The sequence below is a fragment of the Rhizobium sp. M10 genome, assembly GCF_002531955.1.
GTDB classification, from domain to species: domain Bacteria; phylum Pseudomonadota; class Alphaproteobacteria; order Rhizobiales; family Rhizobiaceae; genus Rhizobium; species Rhizobium etli_C.
Genome location: NZ_NWTA01000001.1, coordinates 130,385 through 148,047, shown reverse-complemented (window position 1 = coordinate 148,047; position 17,663 = coordinate 130,385). Strand labels below are relative to the sequence as shown.

Here is a 17,663-nt window from a genome sequence, read left to right as displayed (position 1 = left end):
ACCGGCGCGGCTTTTCGTTATCGCTATCCCATCCATCTGATCGGGAAAAGCGTTTGAAATCAATCCCCTCGAACCCCGTGAATATGAAGGTTTCGCAAATTTTTCGTTTGTCCAAATCCTTTGTTGCAAGTGCTTCCTAACGATGCATAAACTGTGGTCCGCGCAAGCGACAAATCGATTAAATCAGGCATAACACCCTGAAACCAAATTAAAATTGGCGAGATCTGACCATGAATACCGTTTCCAAGCCGGTTATCCCTTCTCCCGCTCCCCGCAGTTCAAGGCCGGAAATTCTCGCTGAAGAAATCATCGAACGACTGACCTACCGCATCGGCAAGGACGCCAAGGTGGCGAAGCCGCATGACTGGCTGACCGCGACGATCCTGGTGGTGCGCGACCGCATCATCGACAAGTGGATGGCCTCCACCCGCGAGGTCTATGCGACCGGCGCCAAGCGCGTCTATTATCTTTCCCTCGAATTCCTGATCGGCCGCCTGATGCGCGACGCCGTCTCGAATCTCGGCCTGATGGAAGAGGTGCGCGATGCGCTCGCCTCGCTCGGCGTCGATGTCAACGTCATTGCCGGGCTGGAGCCGGATGCCGCACTCGGCAATGGCGGCCTCGGGCGTCTCGCCGCCTGCTTCATGGAGAGCATGGCGACGGTCGACGTCCCGGCCTATGGCTACGGTATCCGCTATGTCCATGGCCTCTTCCGCCAGCAGCTGGCCGACGGCTGGCAGGTGGAACTGCCCGAAAACTGGCTCGCCCACGGCAATCCCTGGGAGTTCGAGCGCCGCGAGAGCTCCTATGAAATCGGCTTTGGCGGTTCCGTCGAATTCATCACCACCCATGACGACCAGCCGCGCTACGTCTGGAAACCGGCCGAACGCGTCATCGCCGCCGCCTTCGACACGCCGGCCGTCGGCTGGCGCGGCAAACGCGTCAACACGCTGCGCCTCTGGTCGGCGCAGCCGATCGATCCGATCCTGCTCGATGCCTTCAACGCCGGCGACCACATCGGCGCGCTGCGCGAAAGCAACAAGGCCGAAAGCCTGACCCGGGTTCTCTATCCGGCCGACGCCACGCCGGCCGGCCAGGAACTGCGCCTGCGCCAGGAATTCTTCTTCTCGTCCGCTTCGCTGCAGGACATCCTGCGCCGCCACCTGCAGCAATATGATGATTTCACCTCGCTGCCGGACAAGGTGGCCATCCAGTTGAACGACACCCATCCGGCCGTCTCGGTCGCCGAACTCGTGCGTCTGCTCTGCGACGTGCACGGCATGGATTTCGAACAGGCCTGGGAGATCACCCGCCACACGTTCTCCTATACAAATCACACGCTTCTGCCCGAAGCGCTGGAAAGCTGGCCGGTGCCGCTGTTCGAGCGCCTGCTGCCGCGTCACATGCAGATCGTCTATGCGATCAACGCCAAGATCCTGCTCGATGCCCGCAAGACCAAGAATTTTTCCGACAGCGAAATCCGCTCGATCTCGCTGATCGAGGAAAGCGGCGACCGCCGCGTGCGCATGGGCAACCTCGCCTTCATCGGCTCGCATTCGATCAACGGCGTCTCGGCCCTGCACACCGATCTGATGAAGGTCACGGTCTTTGCCGACCTGCACAAGCTCTATCCCGACCGCATCAACAACAAGACCAACGGCATCACGCCGCGCCGCTGGCTGCAGCAGTGCAATCCCGGCCTCACCGGCCTGATCCGCGAGGCGATCGGCGACGAGTTCCTCGATGATGCCGAAAAGCTGCGCCCGCTCGAGGCGCATGCTTCCGATCCGAGCTTCCAGCAGAAGTTCGCGGCGATAAAGCGGGCCAACAAGGTGGCGCTCTCCAATCTCGTCGCCAGCCGCATGGGCGTGAAGCTCGATCCGTCGGCGATGTTCGATATCCAGATCAAGCGCATCCACGAATATAAGCGCCAACTGCTGAACATCATCGAAGCCGTTGCCCTCTACGACCAGATCCGCTCGCATCCGGAGCTGGACTGGGTGCCGCGCGTCAAACTCTTCGCCGGCAAGGCGGCGCCGAGCTACTACAACGCCAAGCTGATCATCAAGCTGATCAACGACGTCGCCCGCACCATCAACAACGACCCGTCGGTGCGCGGCCTGTTAAAGGTCGTCTTCGTGCCGAACTACAATGTCTCGCTCGCCGAGGTCATGGTTCCGGCCGCCGACCTCTCCGAGCAGATTTCGACCGCCGGCATGGAGGCATCCGGCACCGGCAACATGAAGTTCGGCCTCAACGGGGCGCTGACGATCGGCACGCTCGACGGCGCCAATGTCGAGATGCGCGACAATGTCGGCGAAGACAACATCGTCATCTTCGGCCTCAGGGCCGACGAGGTTGCCAAGGTCCGCAGCGACGGCCACAATCCCCGCGCCATCATCGAGGGCTCGCGCGAACTCTCGCAGGCGCTCTCCGCCATCGGCTCCGGCGTCTTCTCGCCCGATGATCGCAACCGCTACACGGCGCTGATCGACGGCATCTATTCGCACGACTGGTTCATGGTCGCCGCCGATTTCGACGCCTATGCCCAGGCTCAGCGCGACGTCGACCAGATCTGGACCAACCAGTCCGACTGGTACACCAAGACGATCAACAATACGGCGCGGATGGGCTGGTTCTCTTCCGACCGCACGATCAGGCAATATGCAGACGAAATCTGGAGAGCCGGATGAAAACGCCGAAAACCATCCCTGAAGTAAAGCTTTCCTGGGAAATTTCGGCAGATGAAATCACGGCGATCCTTGCCGGCTCGCATTCCAATCCCTTTGCCGTCCTAGGTGTGCACCAGGCCGGCGACGCCTTCGTCGCCCGCTGTTTCATTCCGGGCGCCGAAGACGTGACCGCCATGACGCTCGACGGCGTCGTCGTCGGCGAACTGAAGCAGCTGCATGCCGACGGCTTCTTCGCCGGCCCCGTTTCGCTGACCAGGCTGCAGCCGGTGCGCTACCGCGCCCGGCGCGGCGATGCCGAATGGGCCGTCACCGACCCCTACAGCTTCGGGCCGGTGCTTGGGCCGATGGACGATTATTTCGCCCGCGAAGGCTCGCATCTGCGTCTGTTCGACAAGATGGGCGCTCACCTCATCCGCCATGACGGCGCCCAGGGCATGCACTTCGCCGTCTGGGCCCCGAATGCGCAGCGCGTCTCGGTCGTCGGCGATTTCAACAATTGGGACGGCCGCCGCCACGTCATGCGGCTGCGCGCCGACAGCGGCATCTGGGAGATCTTTGCCCCTGATGTGCCGATCGGCGCCGCCTACAAATTCGAGATCCGCGGCCATGACGGCGTATTGCTGCCGCTGAAGGCCGATCCCTTCGCCCGGCGCAGCGAGCTGAGGCCGAAGACCGCCTCGGTCGCCGCCGCCGAGCTGGAGCAGGTCTGGGAGGACGAGGCCCATCTGAAGCATTGGCGCGAGACCGACAAGCGCCGCCAGCCGATCTCCATTTATGAGGTTCACGCCGCCTCCTGGCAGCGTCGGCAGGACGGCACCATGCTGTCCTGGGACGAGCTCGCCTCCAGCCTCATCCCTTATTGCGTCGACATGGGTTTCACCCATATCGAATTCCTGCCGATCACCGAACATCCCTACGATCCCTCCTGGGGCTACCAGACGACCGGCCTCTACGCGCCGACCGCCCGCTTCGGCGAACCGGAGGGTTTTGCCCGTTTCGTCAACGGCTGCCACAAGGTCGGCATCGGCGTCATCCTCGACTGGGTGCCGGCGCATTTCCCGACCGACGAGCATGGCCTCGGCTGGTTTGACGGCACGGCGCTCTATGAGCACGAAGACCCGCGCAAGGGCTTCCACCCCGACTGGAACACGGCGATCTACAATTTCGGCCGCACCGAGGTCGTTTCCTATCTCGTCAACAACGCCCTCTATTGGGCCGAGAAGTTCCATCTCGACGGACTGCGGGTCGATGCCGTCGCCTCGATGCTCTATCTCGATTATTCCCGCAAACACGGCGAATGGATCCCGAACGAGTATGGCGGCAACGAGAACCTCGAAGCGGTCCGCTTTCTGCAGGACCTCAATATCCGCATCTATGGCCTGCATCCCAATGTCATGACCATCGCCGAGGAATCGACCTCCTGGCCGAAGGTCTCGCAGCCCGTCCACGAAGGCGGCCTCGGCTTCGGCTTCAAGTGGAACATGGGCTTCATGCACGACACGCTGAGCTACATGAAACGCGATCCGGTGCACCGCAAGCACCATCACAACGAGCTCACCTTCGGCCTGCTCTATGCTTATTCCGAAAATTTCGTCCTGCCGCTGTCGCATGACGAGGTCGTCCACGGAAAGGGCTCGCTGATCGCCAAGATGCCGGGTGACGACTGGCAGAAGTTCGCCAATCTGCGCGCTTACTACGCCTATATGTGGGGCTATCCCGGCAAGAAGCTGTTGTTCATGGGCCAGGAATTCGCCCAGTGGAGCGAGTGGAGCGAGGCGAAGTCGCTCGACTGGAACCTACTGCAATACCGTATGCACGAGGGCATGCGCCGCCTGGTGCGCGACCTCAACTTCACCTACCGCAGCAAACAGGCGCTGCATGAGCGTGACTGCGAGGGCGAAGGTTTCGAATGGCTGGTTGCCGACGACGGCGAGAATTCCGTCTTTGCCTGGCTGCGCAAGGCGCCGGGCCAGAAGCCGATTGCCGTCATCACCAATTTCACGCCCGTCTATCGCGAGAATTATTCGATCCGCCTGCCTCTGGCGGGCCGCTGGCGGGAGATTCTGAATACCGATGCCGACATCTACGGCGGCAGCGGCAAGGGCAATGGCGGGCGCGTGCAGGCCGTCGATGCCGGCGGCAACATCACCTGCTCGATTACGCTGCCGCCTTTGGCAACGATCATGCTTGAACCTGAAAATTAAGACTGGTGGGAGGAGAAAATGGTAGAAAAGCGTATTCAGCCACTTGCCCGCGATGCAATGGCCTATGTTCTGGCGGGCGGCAGGGGGAGCCGTCTCAAGGAACTCACCGACCGGCGCGCCAAGCCCGCCGTTTATTTCGGCGGCAAGGCCCGCATCATCGATTTCGCTCTGTCGAACGCGCTGAACTCCGGCATTCGCCGCATCGGCGTCGCGACGCAATACAAGGCGCATTCGCTGATCCGCCACATGCAGCGCGGCTGGAACTTCTTCCGCCCGGAGCGCAATGAGAGCTTCGACATCCTGCCGGCCAGCCAGCGCGTCTCCGAGACCCAATGGTATGAAGGCACGGCCGACGCCGTCTATCAGAACATCGACATCATTCAGGATTACGGTGTCGAATACATGGTCATTCTGGCCGGCGACCACGTCTACAAGATGGACTATGAATGGATGCTGCAGCAGCACGTCGATTCCGGCGCCGACGTCACCATCGGCTGCCTGGAAGTGCCGCGCATGGAAGCGGTGGGCTTCGGCGTCATGCATGTCAACGAGAAGGATGAGATCATCGCCTTCGTCGAGAAGCCGGCCGATCCGCCGCCCATTCCCGACAAGCCGGATTACGCGCTGGCCTCGATGGGCATCTATGTCTTCCACACCAAGTTCCTGCTCGATGCACTGCGCCGCGATGCCGCCGATCCGACCTCGAGCCGCGATTTCGGCAAGGACATCATCCCCTATATCGTCCAGCATGGTAAGGCGGTCGCCCACCGCTTCGCCAAATCCTGTGTCCGGTCGGATTTCGAGCACGAGCCCTATTGGCGCGACGTCGGCACGATCGACGCCTATTGGCAGGCCAATATCGACCTGACGGCGATCGTGCCGGAGCTCGATATCTACGACAAGTCCTGGCCGATCTGGACCTATGCCGAGATCACCCCGCCGGCAAAATTCGTCCATGACGACGAGGATCGCCGCGGCTCGGCCACGTCTTCCGTCGTCTCGGGCGACTGCATCATCTCCGGTGCCAGCCTCAACAAGAGCCTGCTCTTCACCGGTGTCAGGGCCAATTCCTTCTCCAAGCTGGAAGGGGCGGTCATCCTGCCGAATGTGAAGATCGGACGGCGCGCGCAGCTCAAGAATGTGGTGATCGACCACGGCGTCGTCATTCCGGAAGGTCTTGTTGTCGGCGAGGATGACGAACTCGATGCCAAACGCTTCCGGCGGACGGAAAGCGGCATTTGCCTGATCACGCAACCGATGATCGACAAGCTGGATATCTGACGTATGAAAGTTCTTTCGGTTTCGTCCGAAGTCTTCCCTTTGATCAAGACAGGGGGCCTGGCCGATGTGTCAGGCGCCCTGCCGATTGCTCTGAACGCCTTCGGGGTCGAGACCAAGACTCTCCTGCCCGGCTATCCTGCCGTCATGAAGGTCATTCGCGACCCCGTCGTCAGGCTCGAATTCGCGGACCTGCTCGGAGAAAAGGCGACCGTGCTCGAGGTCCGGCACGAGGGCCTCGATCTGCTCGTCCTCCATGCCCCGGCCTATTACGACCGGCCGGGCGGCCCCTATCTCGATCCGCTCGGCAAGGACTATCCCGACAATTGGCGCCGTTTCGCCGCCCTGTCGCTCGCCGCCTCCGAGATCGCCGCCGGTCTGCTGCCCGGCTGGCGGCCGGATCTGGTCCACACGCACGATTGGCAAGCGGCGCTGACCTCCGTCTACATGCGCTATTATCCGACGCCGGAACTGCCGAGCGTGCTGACGATCCACAACATCGCCTTCCAGGGCCAGTTCGGCTCCGAGATCTTTCCAGGCCTGCGCCTGCCCGATCATGCCTTCGCCATCGACGGCGTCGAGTATTACGGCACGACCGGCTTTCTGAAAGGCGGCCTGCAAACCGCCCATGCGATCACCACTGTCAGCCCCACCTATGCCGATGAGATCCTGACGCCGGAATTCGGCATGGGGCTCGAAGGCGTGATTGCCACCCGCATCGACAATCTGCACGGCATCGTCAACGGCATCGACACCGATATCTGGAATCCGGCAACCGATCCCGTCGTCCACACCCATTACGGCCCGACGACGCTGAGGAACCGCGACGAGAACCGCCGCTCGATCGCCGAATTCTTCCATCTCGACAATGACGATGCCCCGATCTTCTGCGTCATCAGCCGTCTCACCTGGCAGAAGGGCATGGATATCGTCGCCAACGTCGCCGACGAGATCGTCGGCATGGGCGGCAAGCTCGTCGTCCTCGGTTCCGGCGAAGCCGCGCTTGAAGGCGCGCTGCTCGCTTCCGCCAGCCGTCATCCCGGCCGCATCGGCGTCTCGATCGGCTATAACGAGCCGATGTCGCATCTGATGCAGGCCGGCTGCGACGCGATCATCATCCCCTCACGCTTCGAGCCCTGCGGCCTGACCCAGCTTTACGGTCTGCGCTATGGCTGCGTGCCGATCGTGGCGCGCACCGGCGGGCTGAATGACACGGTGATCGATGCCAATCACGCCGCCCTTGCGGCGAAAGTGGCAACCGGCATACAATTCTCACCCGTGACGGAAACGGGCATGCTGCAGGCAATCCGCCGTGCGATGCATTTTTACGCGGACCGAAAACTCTGGACCCAATTGCAAAAGCAGGGCATGAAATCGGATGTCTCCTGGGAGAAGAGCGCCGAACGCTACGCTGCCCTCTATTCAAGCCTCGTCTCGAAAGGCATGTGACCTAAAATGATCAAGTCCGTACCCACCACGCCCTACCTGGACCAGAAGCCCGGCACCTCAGGCCTGCGCAAGAAGGTTCCGGTCTTCCAGCAGCCGAATTATGCGGAGAACTTCATCCAGTCGATCTTCGATTCGCTGGAAGGCTACCAGGGCAAGTGCCTCGTCATCGGCGGCGACGGACGCTATTACAATCGCGAAGTCATTCAGAAGGCGGTCAAGATGGCCGCGGCCAACGGCTTCGGCAAGGTGATGGTCGGCAAGGGCGGCATCCTGTCGACGCCGGCCGCGTCCCACATCATCCGCAAGTACAAGGCTTTCGGCGGCATCATTCTGTCTGCCAGCCACAATCCCGGCGGCCCGACCGAAGATTTCGGCATCAAGTACAACATCAACAATGGCGGTCCGGCCCCGGAAAAGATCACCGACGCGATCTATGCCCGCTCCAAGACGATCGACAGCTACAAGATCGCCGATTTCGCCGACGTCAATCTCGATCGCATCGGCAAGGACGAACTTCCCGGCGGCATGATTCTCTCGGTCATCGATCCGGTCGAAGATTATGCCGCGCTGATGGAAGAGCTGTTCGATTTCGGCGCCATCCGCAATCTGATCAGCCTCGGCTTCCGCATCGCCTTCGATGGGATGAGCGCCGTCACCGGCCCCTATGCCAAGGAAATCTTTGAAAATCGCCTCGGCGCTCCCTCTGGATCTGTGCGCAATTTCATGCCGCTGCCGGATTTCGGCGGTCATCACCCGGATCCGAACCCGGTTCATTGCAAGGAACTCTTCGATGAGATGATGGGTGATGACGCGCCCGATTTCGGCGCCGCTTCCGATGGCGACGGCGACCGCAATCTGATCATCGGCCGCGGCATCTTCGTCACACCCTCCGACAGCCTGGCGATCCTTGCCGCCAACGCCAATCTCGCCCCCGGTTACTCCGGCGGCCTCGCCGGCATCGCCCGCTCGATGCCGACCTCGGGTGCTGCCGACCGTGTTGCCGAAAGACGCGGCATCGGCATGTATGAGACGCCGACCGGCTGGAAGTTCTTCGGCAACCTGCTCGACGCCGGCATGGCGACGATCTGCGGCGAGGAAAGCTCCGGCACCGGATCCAGCCACGTCCGCGAAAAGGATGGCCTCTGGGCGGTGCTGCTCTGGCTGAATATTCTTGCCGTGCGCGGCGAGAGCGTCGCCGATGTCGTCACCCAGCACTGGCAGACCTACGGCCGCAACTATTATTCGCGCCACGATTACGAAGGCCTCGACACCGATGCGGCGAACGGGCTGATGGACAATCTCCGCAGCCAGCTTTCCACCCTGCCCGGCAAGAGTTTCGGCAGCCTGAAGGTCGAGAAAGCCGACGATTTCGCCTATCACGATCCGATCGACAAATCGGTGAGCGAGCACCAGGGCATCCGCGTCCTCTTCGAAGGCGGCTCCCGCGTCGTCTTCCGTCTCTCCGGCACCGGCACGTCTGGCGCAACCTTGCGTGTCTATATCGAGCGTTACGAGCCGGATTCGACTCGCCACAACATCGAAACGCAGGAAGCGCTCGCCGATCTCATCGCGGCAGCCGACAGCGTTGCCAGCATTCGGGAACGCACGGGACGCGACGCGCCAACCGTGATCACCTGATCCGGGGGAAACATGCGCGGGAACAATGCGGCGCAGGCCGGCGCGATCGTCTTCGATACCGGCGTCGAATTTGCCGTGTGGTCGCATCATGCCGCGCAGGTCGAGCTCTGCCTGTTCGACAATGACGGCAACAGGGAATTCGCGCGCCTGCCGATGGCGCGCGACGGCAACCAGGTCCATCGCCTCTTCGTCGATGGCCTCAGGCAAGGCGCCCGCTACGGCTATCGTGCCGACGGTATCTACGCGCCGGACAACGGCCTCTGGTTCGATCCGTCGAAATTGCTGATCGACCCCTATGCCAAGGAGATCGACCGGCCGTTCCGCTATGATCCCCGCCTCGGCATCTACGGCGAAGACAGCCAGGATCTGATGCCGAAGGCGATCGTCACATCAGATACACGCGCCGCCGTCGCCAAGCCACTCTTCAAACCGGGCGGCTTCATCTACGAAGTGGCGGTGCGGCCCTTCACCATTCTCCATCCCGACATACCGGAGCGCCAGCGCGGCACCATCGCCGCCCTCGCCCATCCCTCCGTCATCGCCCATCTGAAGCGGATCGGTGTCGATGCCGTCGAGCTGATGCCGATCACCGCCTGGATCGATGAACGCCACCTGCCGCCGCTCGGCCTCACTAATGGCTGGGGCTACAATCCGGTCGCCTTCATGGCGCTTGATCCCCGGCTCGCCCCCGGCGGCATGACCGAGCTGCGCGAGACGGTCGCCGCCCTCCATGCCGAGGGCATCGCCGTTATCCTCGACCTCGTCTTCAACCATACCGGCGAGAGCGACCGCTACGGCACGACGCTGTCGCTGCGCGGCCTCGACAACCTGCATTATTTTCGCCATGCGCAGAATTGCCCGGGCGAACTGGTCAACGATACGGGAACCGGCAACACGCTCGCCTGCGACCATCCCGAAGTTCGCCGTCTCGTCATCGACAGCCTGCGCCATTTCGTGCTCAACGCCGGCGTCGACGGTTTTCGCTTCGATCTCGCGCCCGTCCTCGGCCGAACCGCGACCGGCTTCGAGCGCGATGGCGGAACACTTGCCGCCATTCTGGCCGACAACGTGCTCGCCGACCGGATCATGATCGCCGAACCCTGGGACATCGGTCCCGGCGGTTACCAGCTCGGCAACTTCCCGCCGCCCTTCCTCGAATGGAACGATCGGGTCCGCGACGACCTGCGTTGTTATTGGCGCGGCGATCAATGGAAGACCGGCGCGCTGGCAACCGCGCTTGCCGGTTCTTCCGACATCTTCGCCCGCATTGACGGCAAAGGGACGCGCAGCGTCAATTTCCTTGCCGCCCATGACGGCTTCACGCTGATCGACCTCGTCTCCTATGCCGGAAAGCACAACGACGCCAATGGCGAGCACAATCGCGACGGCCATAATGAGAACCACTCGTGGAACAATGGCGTCGAAGGCGAAACCCTCTACCCCTCGATCCGCAAGCGCCGGATAAACGATGTGATGGCGCTGATATCAACGCTCTTTGCCACCCGCGGAAGCATCATGCTGACGGCCGGCGACGAAGGCGGACGCAGCCAGCGCGGCAACAACAATGCCTATTGTCAGGACAACGAGATCACCTGGCTCGACTGGAAGACATTGAATGAGGATCTCATCGCCCATACCGCCTTCGTCGCCGGGCTGCGCCGCCGCTTCACCGCCTTTTCCGAAACGGATTTCCTGTCGGGAAATGGCGACGTCGAATGGATCTCGGTTTCGGGCGAACCGATGACGGTCGCCGAATGGGAGACGCCGTCGCTCGCCGTCCTCGGCATGCTGCTGGCAACCGGCGACCGGGCCTCACGAGGCAAACGCACCCGGCTTGCCGTGCTCTTCAATCGCTCCGAAAGCCGCGAGCTCTTTACGCTTCCGTCGGAAGGCGAAGCTTGCTGGCGTCAATTGACGCCGGCGGGCGTGAAAAAGGCCGGCGCCCGAGTCACCGTCGAGCCACGCTCCGTCGGCTTTTTCATAGAAAAGTGACCGGCGCCTCCCATTGGCGCAAATCCTTGTCGCAATCGTCATAAATGCACGATAAGGCTTTGGCGCGGCGGGCTTATCTGACGGGGAAATGCATGGGCACGGAAATTTCACTCTCCGACGTGCGGGGATTGATCGGCATGGAAACGGGCCTTTCGGATTGGATCACCGTCGACCAGACGATGATCGATGCCTTTGCGGGGGCAACGGATGACCACCAGTTCATTCACGTCGATCCCGAGCGCGCCGCCGCCGAAAGCCCCTTCGGCGGCACCATCGCCCATGGCTTCCTGACACTGTCTCTGCTCTCGGCGATGAATTACAACTGCCTGCCGAAAGTGCGCGAGCAGACCATGGGCATCAATTACGGCTTCGACCGCGTCCGCTTCATGACGCCGGTCAAAAGCGGCGCCCGCGTGCGCGGCCGCTTCCTGCTCTCCGACGCCCGCTTCCGCGGCGGCGGCATGCTGATGACCACCTACGACGTTACGATCGAGATCGAAAACGAGAAGAAGCCGGCCCTGACGGCAAAATGGATCACCATCATCCAGTTCGACCCGAAGGATCGTCCCGAGGACGTGTAAGCCGGATGCGGCTATGATTTCACGGAATTAACGACCGCTTCAAGCGCGTGGCCGTCCGGATCGATGACGAAGGCGGCATAATAGTGCTCGCCATAATGGGGTCGAAGACCGGGACCGCCATTGTCACGGCCACCATGCGCGATTGCCGCGGCATGAAACGCATCGACCGCCTCACGGCTCAGCGCGGCAAAGGCCAGATGAAACCCCGGGCCGGCCGGACGCTGGCCCTCTGGCCGATGTTTGATCGCCAGCTTGTCGCCGCCGCCGGGAGGGCCGTAGCCGACCGCCTGCCCCGTCTGCCCAGGCCTGATGTCATCCCAGACCCTGACATAACCGAGGGCACCAAGGGCGGCATCGTAAAATGCCGCCGACCGCTCTATATCGGAAACGCCGAGGGAGGCATGATGCAGCATTCTTCCTCCCTCGAACGGGCGCCCTAAACAGGCAGGACTGATCCGGGCTCAATGACCGGCATCATGAGCCGCCTCGTTGAGCAGCCCGAAGACGAAGTCGGAAAACGACCGCCAGCATTCGACCCGGAACGTCTGTTCATCCGTGCGCAGAAGCACGATTTCCGCCTTGCCCAAGATGGTCCGCGATGCGGCCCCGACCGGAAACGAAGAAAGCGACAGGTCCTGCGGGCAGCCGGCGGCAAGCGTCTTTTCCGCGCCCGGCCCCGAGACGATGATCGCGACATTGCGGTGGGAAACGTCGGTCGCCGAATGCACGGCACGGAGGCCGGAAAGCAGCGCCATCAGATCGGCGCCATCCTCATCGATTACCAGCCATTCGTCCGGCCCGATCCAGAGCGCTGAGCGCGCACCGGCTCGACTGGAGGTCTTCGGAGCGTTCGGCACGGTGAGACCGAGCGCTTTGGACAGCGCGGCAAGCGATTCCGCCGGCGCGCGCAGTGCCACCCGGCTCGCTGCCGGTGCCACCGTCAGCCGTACCGTTGCGGAGCCGCCGAGACGGCCGGCAAGCACTGGCTTGCGAATTGCGACATCAGCCATGGATGCGGCCTCCTTCCTTGTCAAAGAATACCAGATCCGCCACCTCGACGGCGATCGTCCGGTCCGGCATCGGCACGTAGAGCGTCTCGCCCATCCGCGCCCGGCCGCCGGCGACGAGCGCGAAGGCGATCGACCGGCCGCAGCTTTCCGACCAGTAGGCCGAGGTGACGTGGCCGAGCATCGTCATCGGCTTCGGCTCGTTCGGGTTCGCGACGACCTGCGCGCCTTCTTCGAGCACCAGCTTCGGATCCTTGGTGACAAGCCCGACCAGCTGCTTGCGTCCCTCTTTCACGAGGTCCGGCCGCTGCAGGCCGCGAATGCCGACAAAGTCCTTCTTCTTCTTCGAAACGGCCCAGGCAACGCCCGCGTCGTCGGGCGTAACCGTCCCGTCAGTATCCTGGCCGACGATGATATAACCCTTCTCGGCGCGCAGAACGTGCATCGTCTCGGTGCCGTAGACGCAGGCGCCGAGCGGTTCGGCATTGGCCCAGACGGCTTCGAGCACCGACTGGCCATAATCGGCCGGCACGTTGATTTCGAAACCGATTTCGCCGGTGAAGGAGACGCGGAAGAGCCGCGCCGGCACGCCGCAGACGGTGCATTCGGCAACGCTCATATGCGGGAAGGCCTCGTTTGAGAGGTCGACCCCTGTGACCAGCGGCTCGACGATCGCGCGCGCCTTCGGTCCCTGCACGGCAATGACGGCCCATTGTTCGGTGACCGAGGTCAGCCATACCTTCAGGTCCGGGAATTCCGTCTGCAGGTAATCTTCCATGTGGTGAAGAACGCGCGGCGCTCCGCCGGTCGTCGTCGTGACATGGAAACGGTCCTCGGCCAGTCGCCCGACGACGCCGTCGTCATAAACGAAGCCGTCTTCGCGGGTCATGATGCCGTAGCGGGCCTTGCCCGGCTTCAGCGTATCCCAGGCATTGGTGTAGATGAGGTTGAGGAACTTCGCCGCATCCGGCCCCACCACTTCGATCTTGCCAAGCGTCGAAGCGTCGAAGATGCCGGCCGACTCTCTGGCTGTGCGGCATTCGCGCGCGACCGCCTGATGCATGTTCTCGCCGGCACGCGGATAGAACCAGGCACGTTTCCAGTTTCCGACATCTTCGAAAACGGCACCGTGGGCTACTTCCCATTCGTGCAGCGGCGTCTTGCGCGTCGGATCGAATAGCTCTCCGCGCGAATGGCCGATCAGCGTGCCGTAGGTGACCGGCGTGTAGGGTGCGCGGAAGGTGGTGAGACCGACCTGCGGGATTTCCTTGCCGAGCATTTCGGCGGCGATCGCCAGGCCATGCATGTTGGAAAGCTTGCCCTGGTCCGAGGCCATGCCGTTCGTCGTAAAGCGCTTGATGTGCTCGATCGAATGCATGCCCTCGCGCACGGCAAGGCGGATATCCTTGGCACAGACATCGTGCTGGAAGTCGATAAAGGCCTTGGCGTTGGTTTTCGGTCCGGCGCCTTCGGCGGCACCGATCATACCGCCCGTCCATTCAAAGGCCTGCTCGGCCGAAATTGCGATCTTCTCGCCGCTGCTTCCGCCGGTGGCCTGCGCCATCAGCTCGCCGGCGGCAAGCGATTCCTCGATCGTCCGCTGCAGGTCGTCGGTGCCGTTGCAGGCGCCGACCGACAGGCAGTCCTGCGCGTAGGAGCCGGGCAGGAAACGCTGGCTTTCAGCGTCGAAGGCGACTTTGCCGCGCGACTGCGAGAACAGATGCACGGACGGCGTCCAGCCGGCCGAAACCAGCAGCGCATCGACGGCGATCTTGCGCGGCGAACCGCCGCCGTTGCGCGCCACCGTCATCGACGAGATGCGCAGCCGCCCCGCGGTGTTGATGACCGACTGGCCGGCCAGGACGTCGATGCCGAGCGCGCGCGCTTCCGCCAGCACCGCCGCGCCAGGCGCCTGCCGGCAATCGACGATGGCAGCGATCGAAACGCCCGCGCGCTTCAGATCGAAGGCCGTTTCATAAGCCGAGTCATGCGCCGTGTAGATGCCGACATTCTTGCCGACGGCGACGCCGTAATGGTTGAGATAGGTCCGCGCCGCCGAGGCCAGCATGATGCCGGGCCGGTCGTTGTTCGGAAATACCATGTGCCGTTCGATCGCGCCGTTGGCGAGGATCACCCGCTTGGCCCGGACCTGCCAGAGCCGTTCGCGCGGCAGATCATGGGCGGGATTGGCGAGATGATCGGTGACGCGCTCGGCCAGGGCGACAAAATTGTGGTTGTAGTAGCCGAAGGCAGTCGTACGCAGCAGCACTTGGACATTGTCCATCGCCTTCAGCTGCGCCACGGCCTTTTGCGCCCAGGTGAAGCCGTCCTGCCCGTCGATCTTGGCGCCGGCATCATAGCGCAACGCGCCACCCGCCTCCGCCTGCTCGTCGCAGAGGATCACCCTGACGCCGGTCCGGGCCGCGGCCAGCGCCGCCGAAAGCCCGGCAACGCCGCCGCCAACCACCAGCACGTCGCAATGCGCGTAACGGCTGGCATAATGGTCCGGATCGCCTTCCGTCGGGGCAACACCGAGGCCGGCGGCGCGACGGATGAGCGGTTCATAGACATGCTTCCAGGCGGCGCGCGGCCACATGAAGGTCTTGTAGTAGAAGCCGGCGGCGAAGAACGGCGACATCAGATTGTTGATGGCCCCGACATCGCGGGCAAGCGAGGGCCAGCGGTTCTGCGAGCTGACGATCATGCCGTCGAAGACTTCCTGCACGGTGGCGCGCACGTTCGGCTGCTTGCGTGCTGCATCCCGAGCGACGTCGATCAGGGCGTTCGGTTCTTCGGCGCCGGCTGACAGAATGCCGCGCGGCCGGTGATATTTGAACGAACGGCCGACGAGGTGCACGCCGTGGGCGATCAGCGCCGAGGCGACGCTATCGCCTTCGAGCGCCGCATAGGTCTTGCCGTCGAAGCTGAAGCGCGCGGTTTTGGCCGGCGTCAGGCGCCCCTTGCCGGCGATACGGTTGACGCCGCTCATTGCGCCTCTCCTTCCAGGGCTTCATATGTCTCGACAGGCGCGTGCTTCTCGGCCGCAGCCCCGATCTCGGGCTTCGGCTCGCCTGCCTTGTAGGTCATGATGAACTTGTCGCTCACCGTGTCGCGCGCGGCGTTGAAGAAGCGCCCGCAGCCGTGAATATGCCGCCAGCGTTCGTAGATCAGCCCCTTCGGATTGTCGCGCAGAAAGAAATAGGCCTCAAATTCCTCATCCGATATCGAGGCCATGTCGGTGGGCCGCGCGATATGCGCGTCGCCCGCGCCGCGGAATTCGAGCTCGGAGCGCTCTTCCTGGCAGTAAGGGCAATGGATCAGCAGCATGTAGGATTTCCTTCTCCTCCACTTCTCCCCAGCGGGGAGAAGGTGCCTGAAAGACGGATGAGGGGGTGAGCGACAAAAGCAGCGAGCATGAGCACGAAAACACCCATCGTCAGTGCGCCACCGCCGCCGCTGCAGCCTCGTCGATCAGCCGGCCGCTGCGGAAACGTTCCAGCGTCAGGCCGGCGCTGAACTTGTGCGGTTCGTCGCGGGCGATCAGATGGGCGAAAAGATTGGCCGAGCCCGGCGTCGCCTTGAAGCCGCCGGTGCCCCAGCCGCAATTGACGTAAAGCCCGGGAACCGGCGTCTTCGACTGGATCGCCGAACGATCCGGCGTGTTGTCGACGATGCCGCCCCATTGGCGCATCATCTTGACGCGCCGGAACATCGGGAAGAGTTCGCAGATGGCATCGAGCGTATGGGTGATGATCTGCAGCCCGCCGGTCTGCGAGTAGGAATTGTACTGGTCGGTGCCGGCGCCGATGACGAGTTCTCCCTTGTCGGACTGGGAGATATAGGCGTGCACCGTGTTCGACATGACGACACAGGGGAAGATCGGCTTCAGCGGCTCGGAAACCAGCGCCTGCAGCGGGCTCGATTGCAGCGGCACCCGCACATCGGCCATCTTCATGATCGTCGTCGTGTGTCCGGCCGCCGACACGCCGACTTTTCTGGCGCCGATGAAACCGCGCGTGGTCTCGACGCCGGTCACGCGCCCATCGGGCGCACGGCGGATGCCGGTCACTTCGCAATTCTGGATGATGTGGACACCGCGGTCCGATGCTGCGCGCGCATAACCCCAGGCGACCGCATCGTGCCGCGCCGTGCCGCCGCGCCGCTGCAGCGCCGCGCCGTTGATCGGGTAGCGCGCGCTGGCCGAGATATCGAGCGGCGGACAATAGGCCTTCGCCTGCTCCGGCGTCAGCCATTCATTGTCAATGCCGTAGAGCCGGTTCGCATGGATATGGCGCTTGAACGACTGCTGGTCGTGAATATTGTGCGAGAGCATCATCACGCCGCGCGGCGAATACATCACATTGTAGTTGAGCTCCTGCGAAAGCCCCTCCCAGAGCTTCATCGAATGCTCGTAAATGTGCATGCTCTCTTCATAGAGATAGTTCGAGCGGATGATGGTGGTGTTGCGCCCGGTATTGCCGCCGCCGAGCCAGCCCTTCTCGATCACCGCCACATTGGTGATGCCATGCTCCTTGGCGAGATAATAGGCGGCCCCCAGGCCGTGCCCGCCGGCGCCGATGATGACGACGTCGTATTCGGCGCGCGGTTCTGGTGAAGTCCACTGCTTCTCCCAGCCTCTGTGGCCACGAAGGGCCTCTCGCGCCACGGCAAAAACCGAATATTTCCGCATCCGCCTTCTTCTCCTTCGGGCAAGGACTATTCTCCGTGCCCATACAAATCGCAAATCCAAATGCGGCACAACGGCTCTTTTGCGACGCGCGAGAGCTTTGGTTTTGACACTGAGCGACATGATGTCGAAAA

The 17,663-nt window shown here is 62.7% G+C and carries 12 protein-coding genes; 7 read left to right on the top strand and 5 right to left on the bottom strand.

Annotation, left to right across the window (positions count from 1 at the left end):
• The first annotated feature begins 230 nt into the window (after window positions 1–230).
• The 7 genes from CO671_RS00680 to CO671_RS00650 all read left to right on the top strand — a co-directional run bounded on the left by CO671_RS00680 (window position 231) and on the right by CO671_RS00650 (window position 11,835).
• Complete coding sequence (locus CO671_RS00680; protein WP_097603922.1) at window positions 231–2,693, top strand: glycogen/starch/alpha-glucan phosphorylase; 2,463 nt, start codon at window positions 231–233, stop codon at window positions 2,691–2,693.
• Complete coding sequence (gene glgB, locus CO671_RS00675) at window positions 2,690–4,897, top strand: 1,4-alpha-glucan branching protein GlgB (protein WP_097603921.1); 2,208 nt, start codon at window positions 2,690–2,692, stop codon at window positions 4,895–4,897. Before CO671_RS00680 ends, glgB begins: the two co-directional genes overlap by 4 nt.
• 18 nt (window positions 4,898–4,915) lie before the next feature.
• Complete coding sequence (glgC, locus tag CO671_RS00670) at window positions 4,916–6,178, top strand: glucose-1-phosphate adenylyltransferase (protein ID WP_097603920.1); 1,263 nt, start codon at window positions 4,916–4,918, stop codon at window positions 6,176–6,178.
• 3 nt (window positions 6,179–6,181) lie between these two features.
• Window positions 6,182–7,624 (top strand): glycogen synthase GlgA, encoded by a 1,443-nt coding sequence (glgA, locus tag CO671_RS00665; RefSeq protein ID WP_097603919.1) that lies wholly within the window; start codon window positions 6,182–6,184, stop codon window positions 7,622–7,624.
• A 6-nt stretch (window positions 7,625–7,630) separates the two neighbouring features.
• A complete protein-coding gene (locus CO671_RS00660; protein WP_010031384.1) occupies window positions 7,631–9,262 on the top strand; it encodes an alpha-D-glucose phosphate-specific phosphoglucomutase in 1,632 nt (543 codons plus the stop codon).
• Window positions 9,263–9,274: 12 nt separating this feature from the next.
• A complete protein-coding gene (glgX, locus tag CO671_RS00655) occupies window positions 9,275–11,254 on the top strand; it encodes a glycogen debranching protein GlgX (protein ID WP_097603918.1) in 1,980 nt (659 codons plus the stop codon).
• Window positions 11,255–11,346: 92 nt separating this feature from the next.
• Window positions 11,347–11,835 carry a MaoC family dehydratase gene (locus CO671_RS00650; protein ID WP_038691313.1) on the top strand — a complete coding sequence of 163 codons (489 nt, stop codon included), beginning with the start codon at window positions 11,347–11,349 and terminating at the stop codon, window positions 11,833–11,835.
• Window positions 11,836–11,846: 11 nt separating this feature from the next.
• Here CO671_RS00650 and CO671_RS00645 read toward each other — a convergent pair whose 3' ends face one another.
• The 5 genes from CO671_RS00645 to CO671_RS00625 form a co-directional block, all read right to left on the bottom strand.
• Entirely contained in the window at window positions 11,847–12,248 is a 402-nt protein-coding gene (locus CO671_RS00645) for a VOC family protein (protein WP_097603917.1), read from the bottom strand.
• 48 nt (window positions 12,249–12,296) lie between these two features.
• A complete protein-coding gene (locus CO671_RS00640; protein WP_097603916.1) occupies window positions 12,297–12,845 on the bottom strand; it encodes a sarcosine oxidase subunit gamma in 549 nt (182 codons plus the stop codon).
• On the bottom strand, window positions 12,838–15,831 hold the full coding sequence (locus CO671_RS00635; RefSeq protein WP_097603915.1) for a sarcosine oxidase subunit alpha: 2,994 nt from the start codon (window positions 15,829–15,831) through the stop codon (window positions 12,838–12,840). Before CO671_RS00635 ends, CO671_RS00640 begins: the two co-directional genes overlap by 8 nt.
• Window positions 15,828–16,169: a sarcosine oxidase subunit delta gene (locus tag CO671_RS00630; RefSeq protein ID WP_097603914.1), complete on the bottom strand. Its 342-nt coding sequence runs from the start codon at window positions 16,167–16,169 to the stop codon at window positions 15,828–15,830. Before CO671_RS00630 ends, CO671_RS00635 begins: the two co-directional genes overlap by 4 nt.
• 109 nt (window positions 16,170–16,278) lie before the next feature.
• Entirely contained in the window at window positions 16,279–17,532 is a 1,254-nt protein-coding gene (locus CO671_RS00625) for a sarcosine oxidase subunit beta family protein (protein WP_097541797.1), read from the bottom strand.
• Between the last annotated feature and the right edge of the window lie 131 nt (window positions 17,533–17,663).

Coding starts and splice junctions, on each gene's coding strand:
- CO671_RS00645 (WP_097603917.1), bottom strand. CDS start 12,248: ATGCTGCATCATGCCTCCCTCGGCGTTTCCGATATAGAGCGGTCGGCG.
- CO671_RS00640 (WP_097603916.1), bottom strand. CDS start 12,845: ATGGCTGATGTCGCAATTCGCAAGCCAGTGCTTGCCGGCCGTCTCGGC.
- CO671_RS00650 (WP_038691313.1), top strand. CDS start 11,347: ATGGGCACGGAAATTTCACTCTCCGACGTGCGGGGATTGATCGGCATG.
- CO671_RS00635 (WP_097603915.1), bottom strand. CDS start 15,831: ATGAGCGGCGTCAACCGTATCGCCGGCAAGGGGCGCCTGACGCCGGCC.
- CO671_RS00630 (WP_097603914.1), bottom strand. CDS start 16,169: ATGCTGCTGATCCATTGCCCTTACTGCCAGGAAGAGCGCTCCGAGCTC.
- CO671_RS00660 (WP_010031384.1), top strand. CDS start 7,631: ATGATCAAGTCCGTACCCACCACGCCCTACCTGGACCAGAAGCCCGGC.
- CO671_RS00680 (WP_097603922.1), top strand. CDS start 231: ATGAATACCGTTTCCAAGCCGGTTATCCCTTCTCCCGCTCCCCGCAGT.
- glgB (WP_097603921.1), top strand. CDS start 2,690: ATGAAAACGCCGAAAACCATCCCTGAAGTAAAGCTTTCCTGGGAAATT.
- CO671_RS00625 (WP_097541797.1), bottom strand. CDS start 17,532: ATGCGGAAATATTCGGTTTTTGCCGTGGCGCGAGAGGCCCTTCGTGGC.
- glgX (WP_097603918.1), top strand. CDS start 9,275: ATGCGCGGGAACAATGCGGCGCAGGCCGGCGCGATCGTCTTCGATACC.
- glgA (WP_097603919.1), top strand. CDS start 6,182: ATGAAAGTTCTTTCGGTTTCGTCCGAAGTCTTCCCTTTGATCAAGACA.
- glgC (WP_097603920.1), top strand. CDS start 4,916: ATGGTAGAAAAGCGTATTCAGCCACTTGCCCGCGATGCAATGGCCTAT.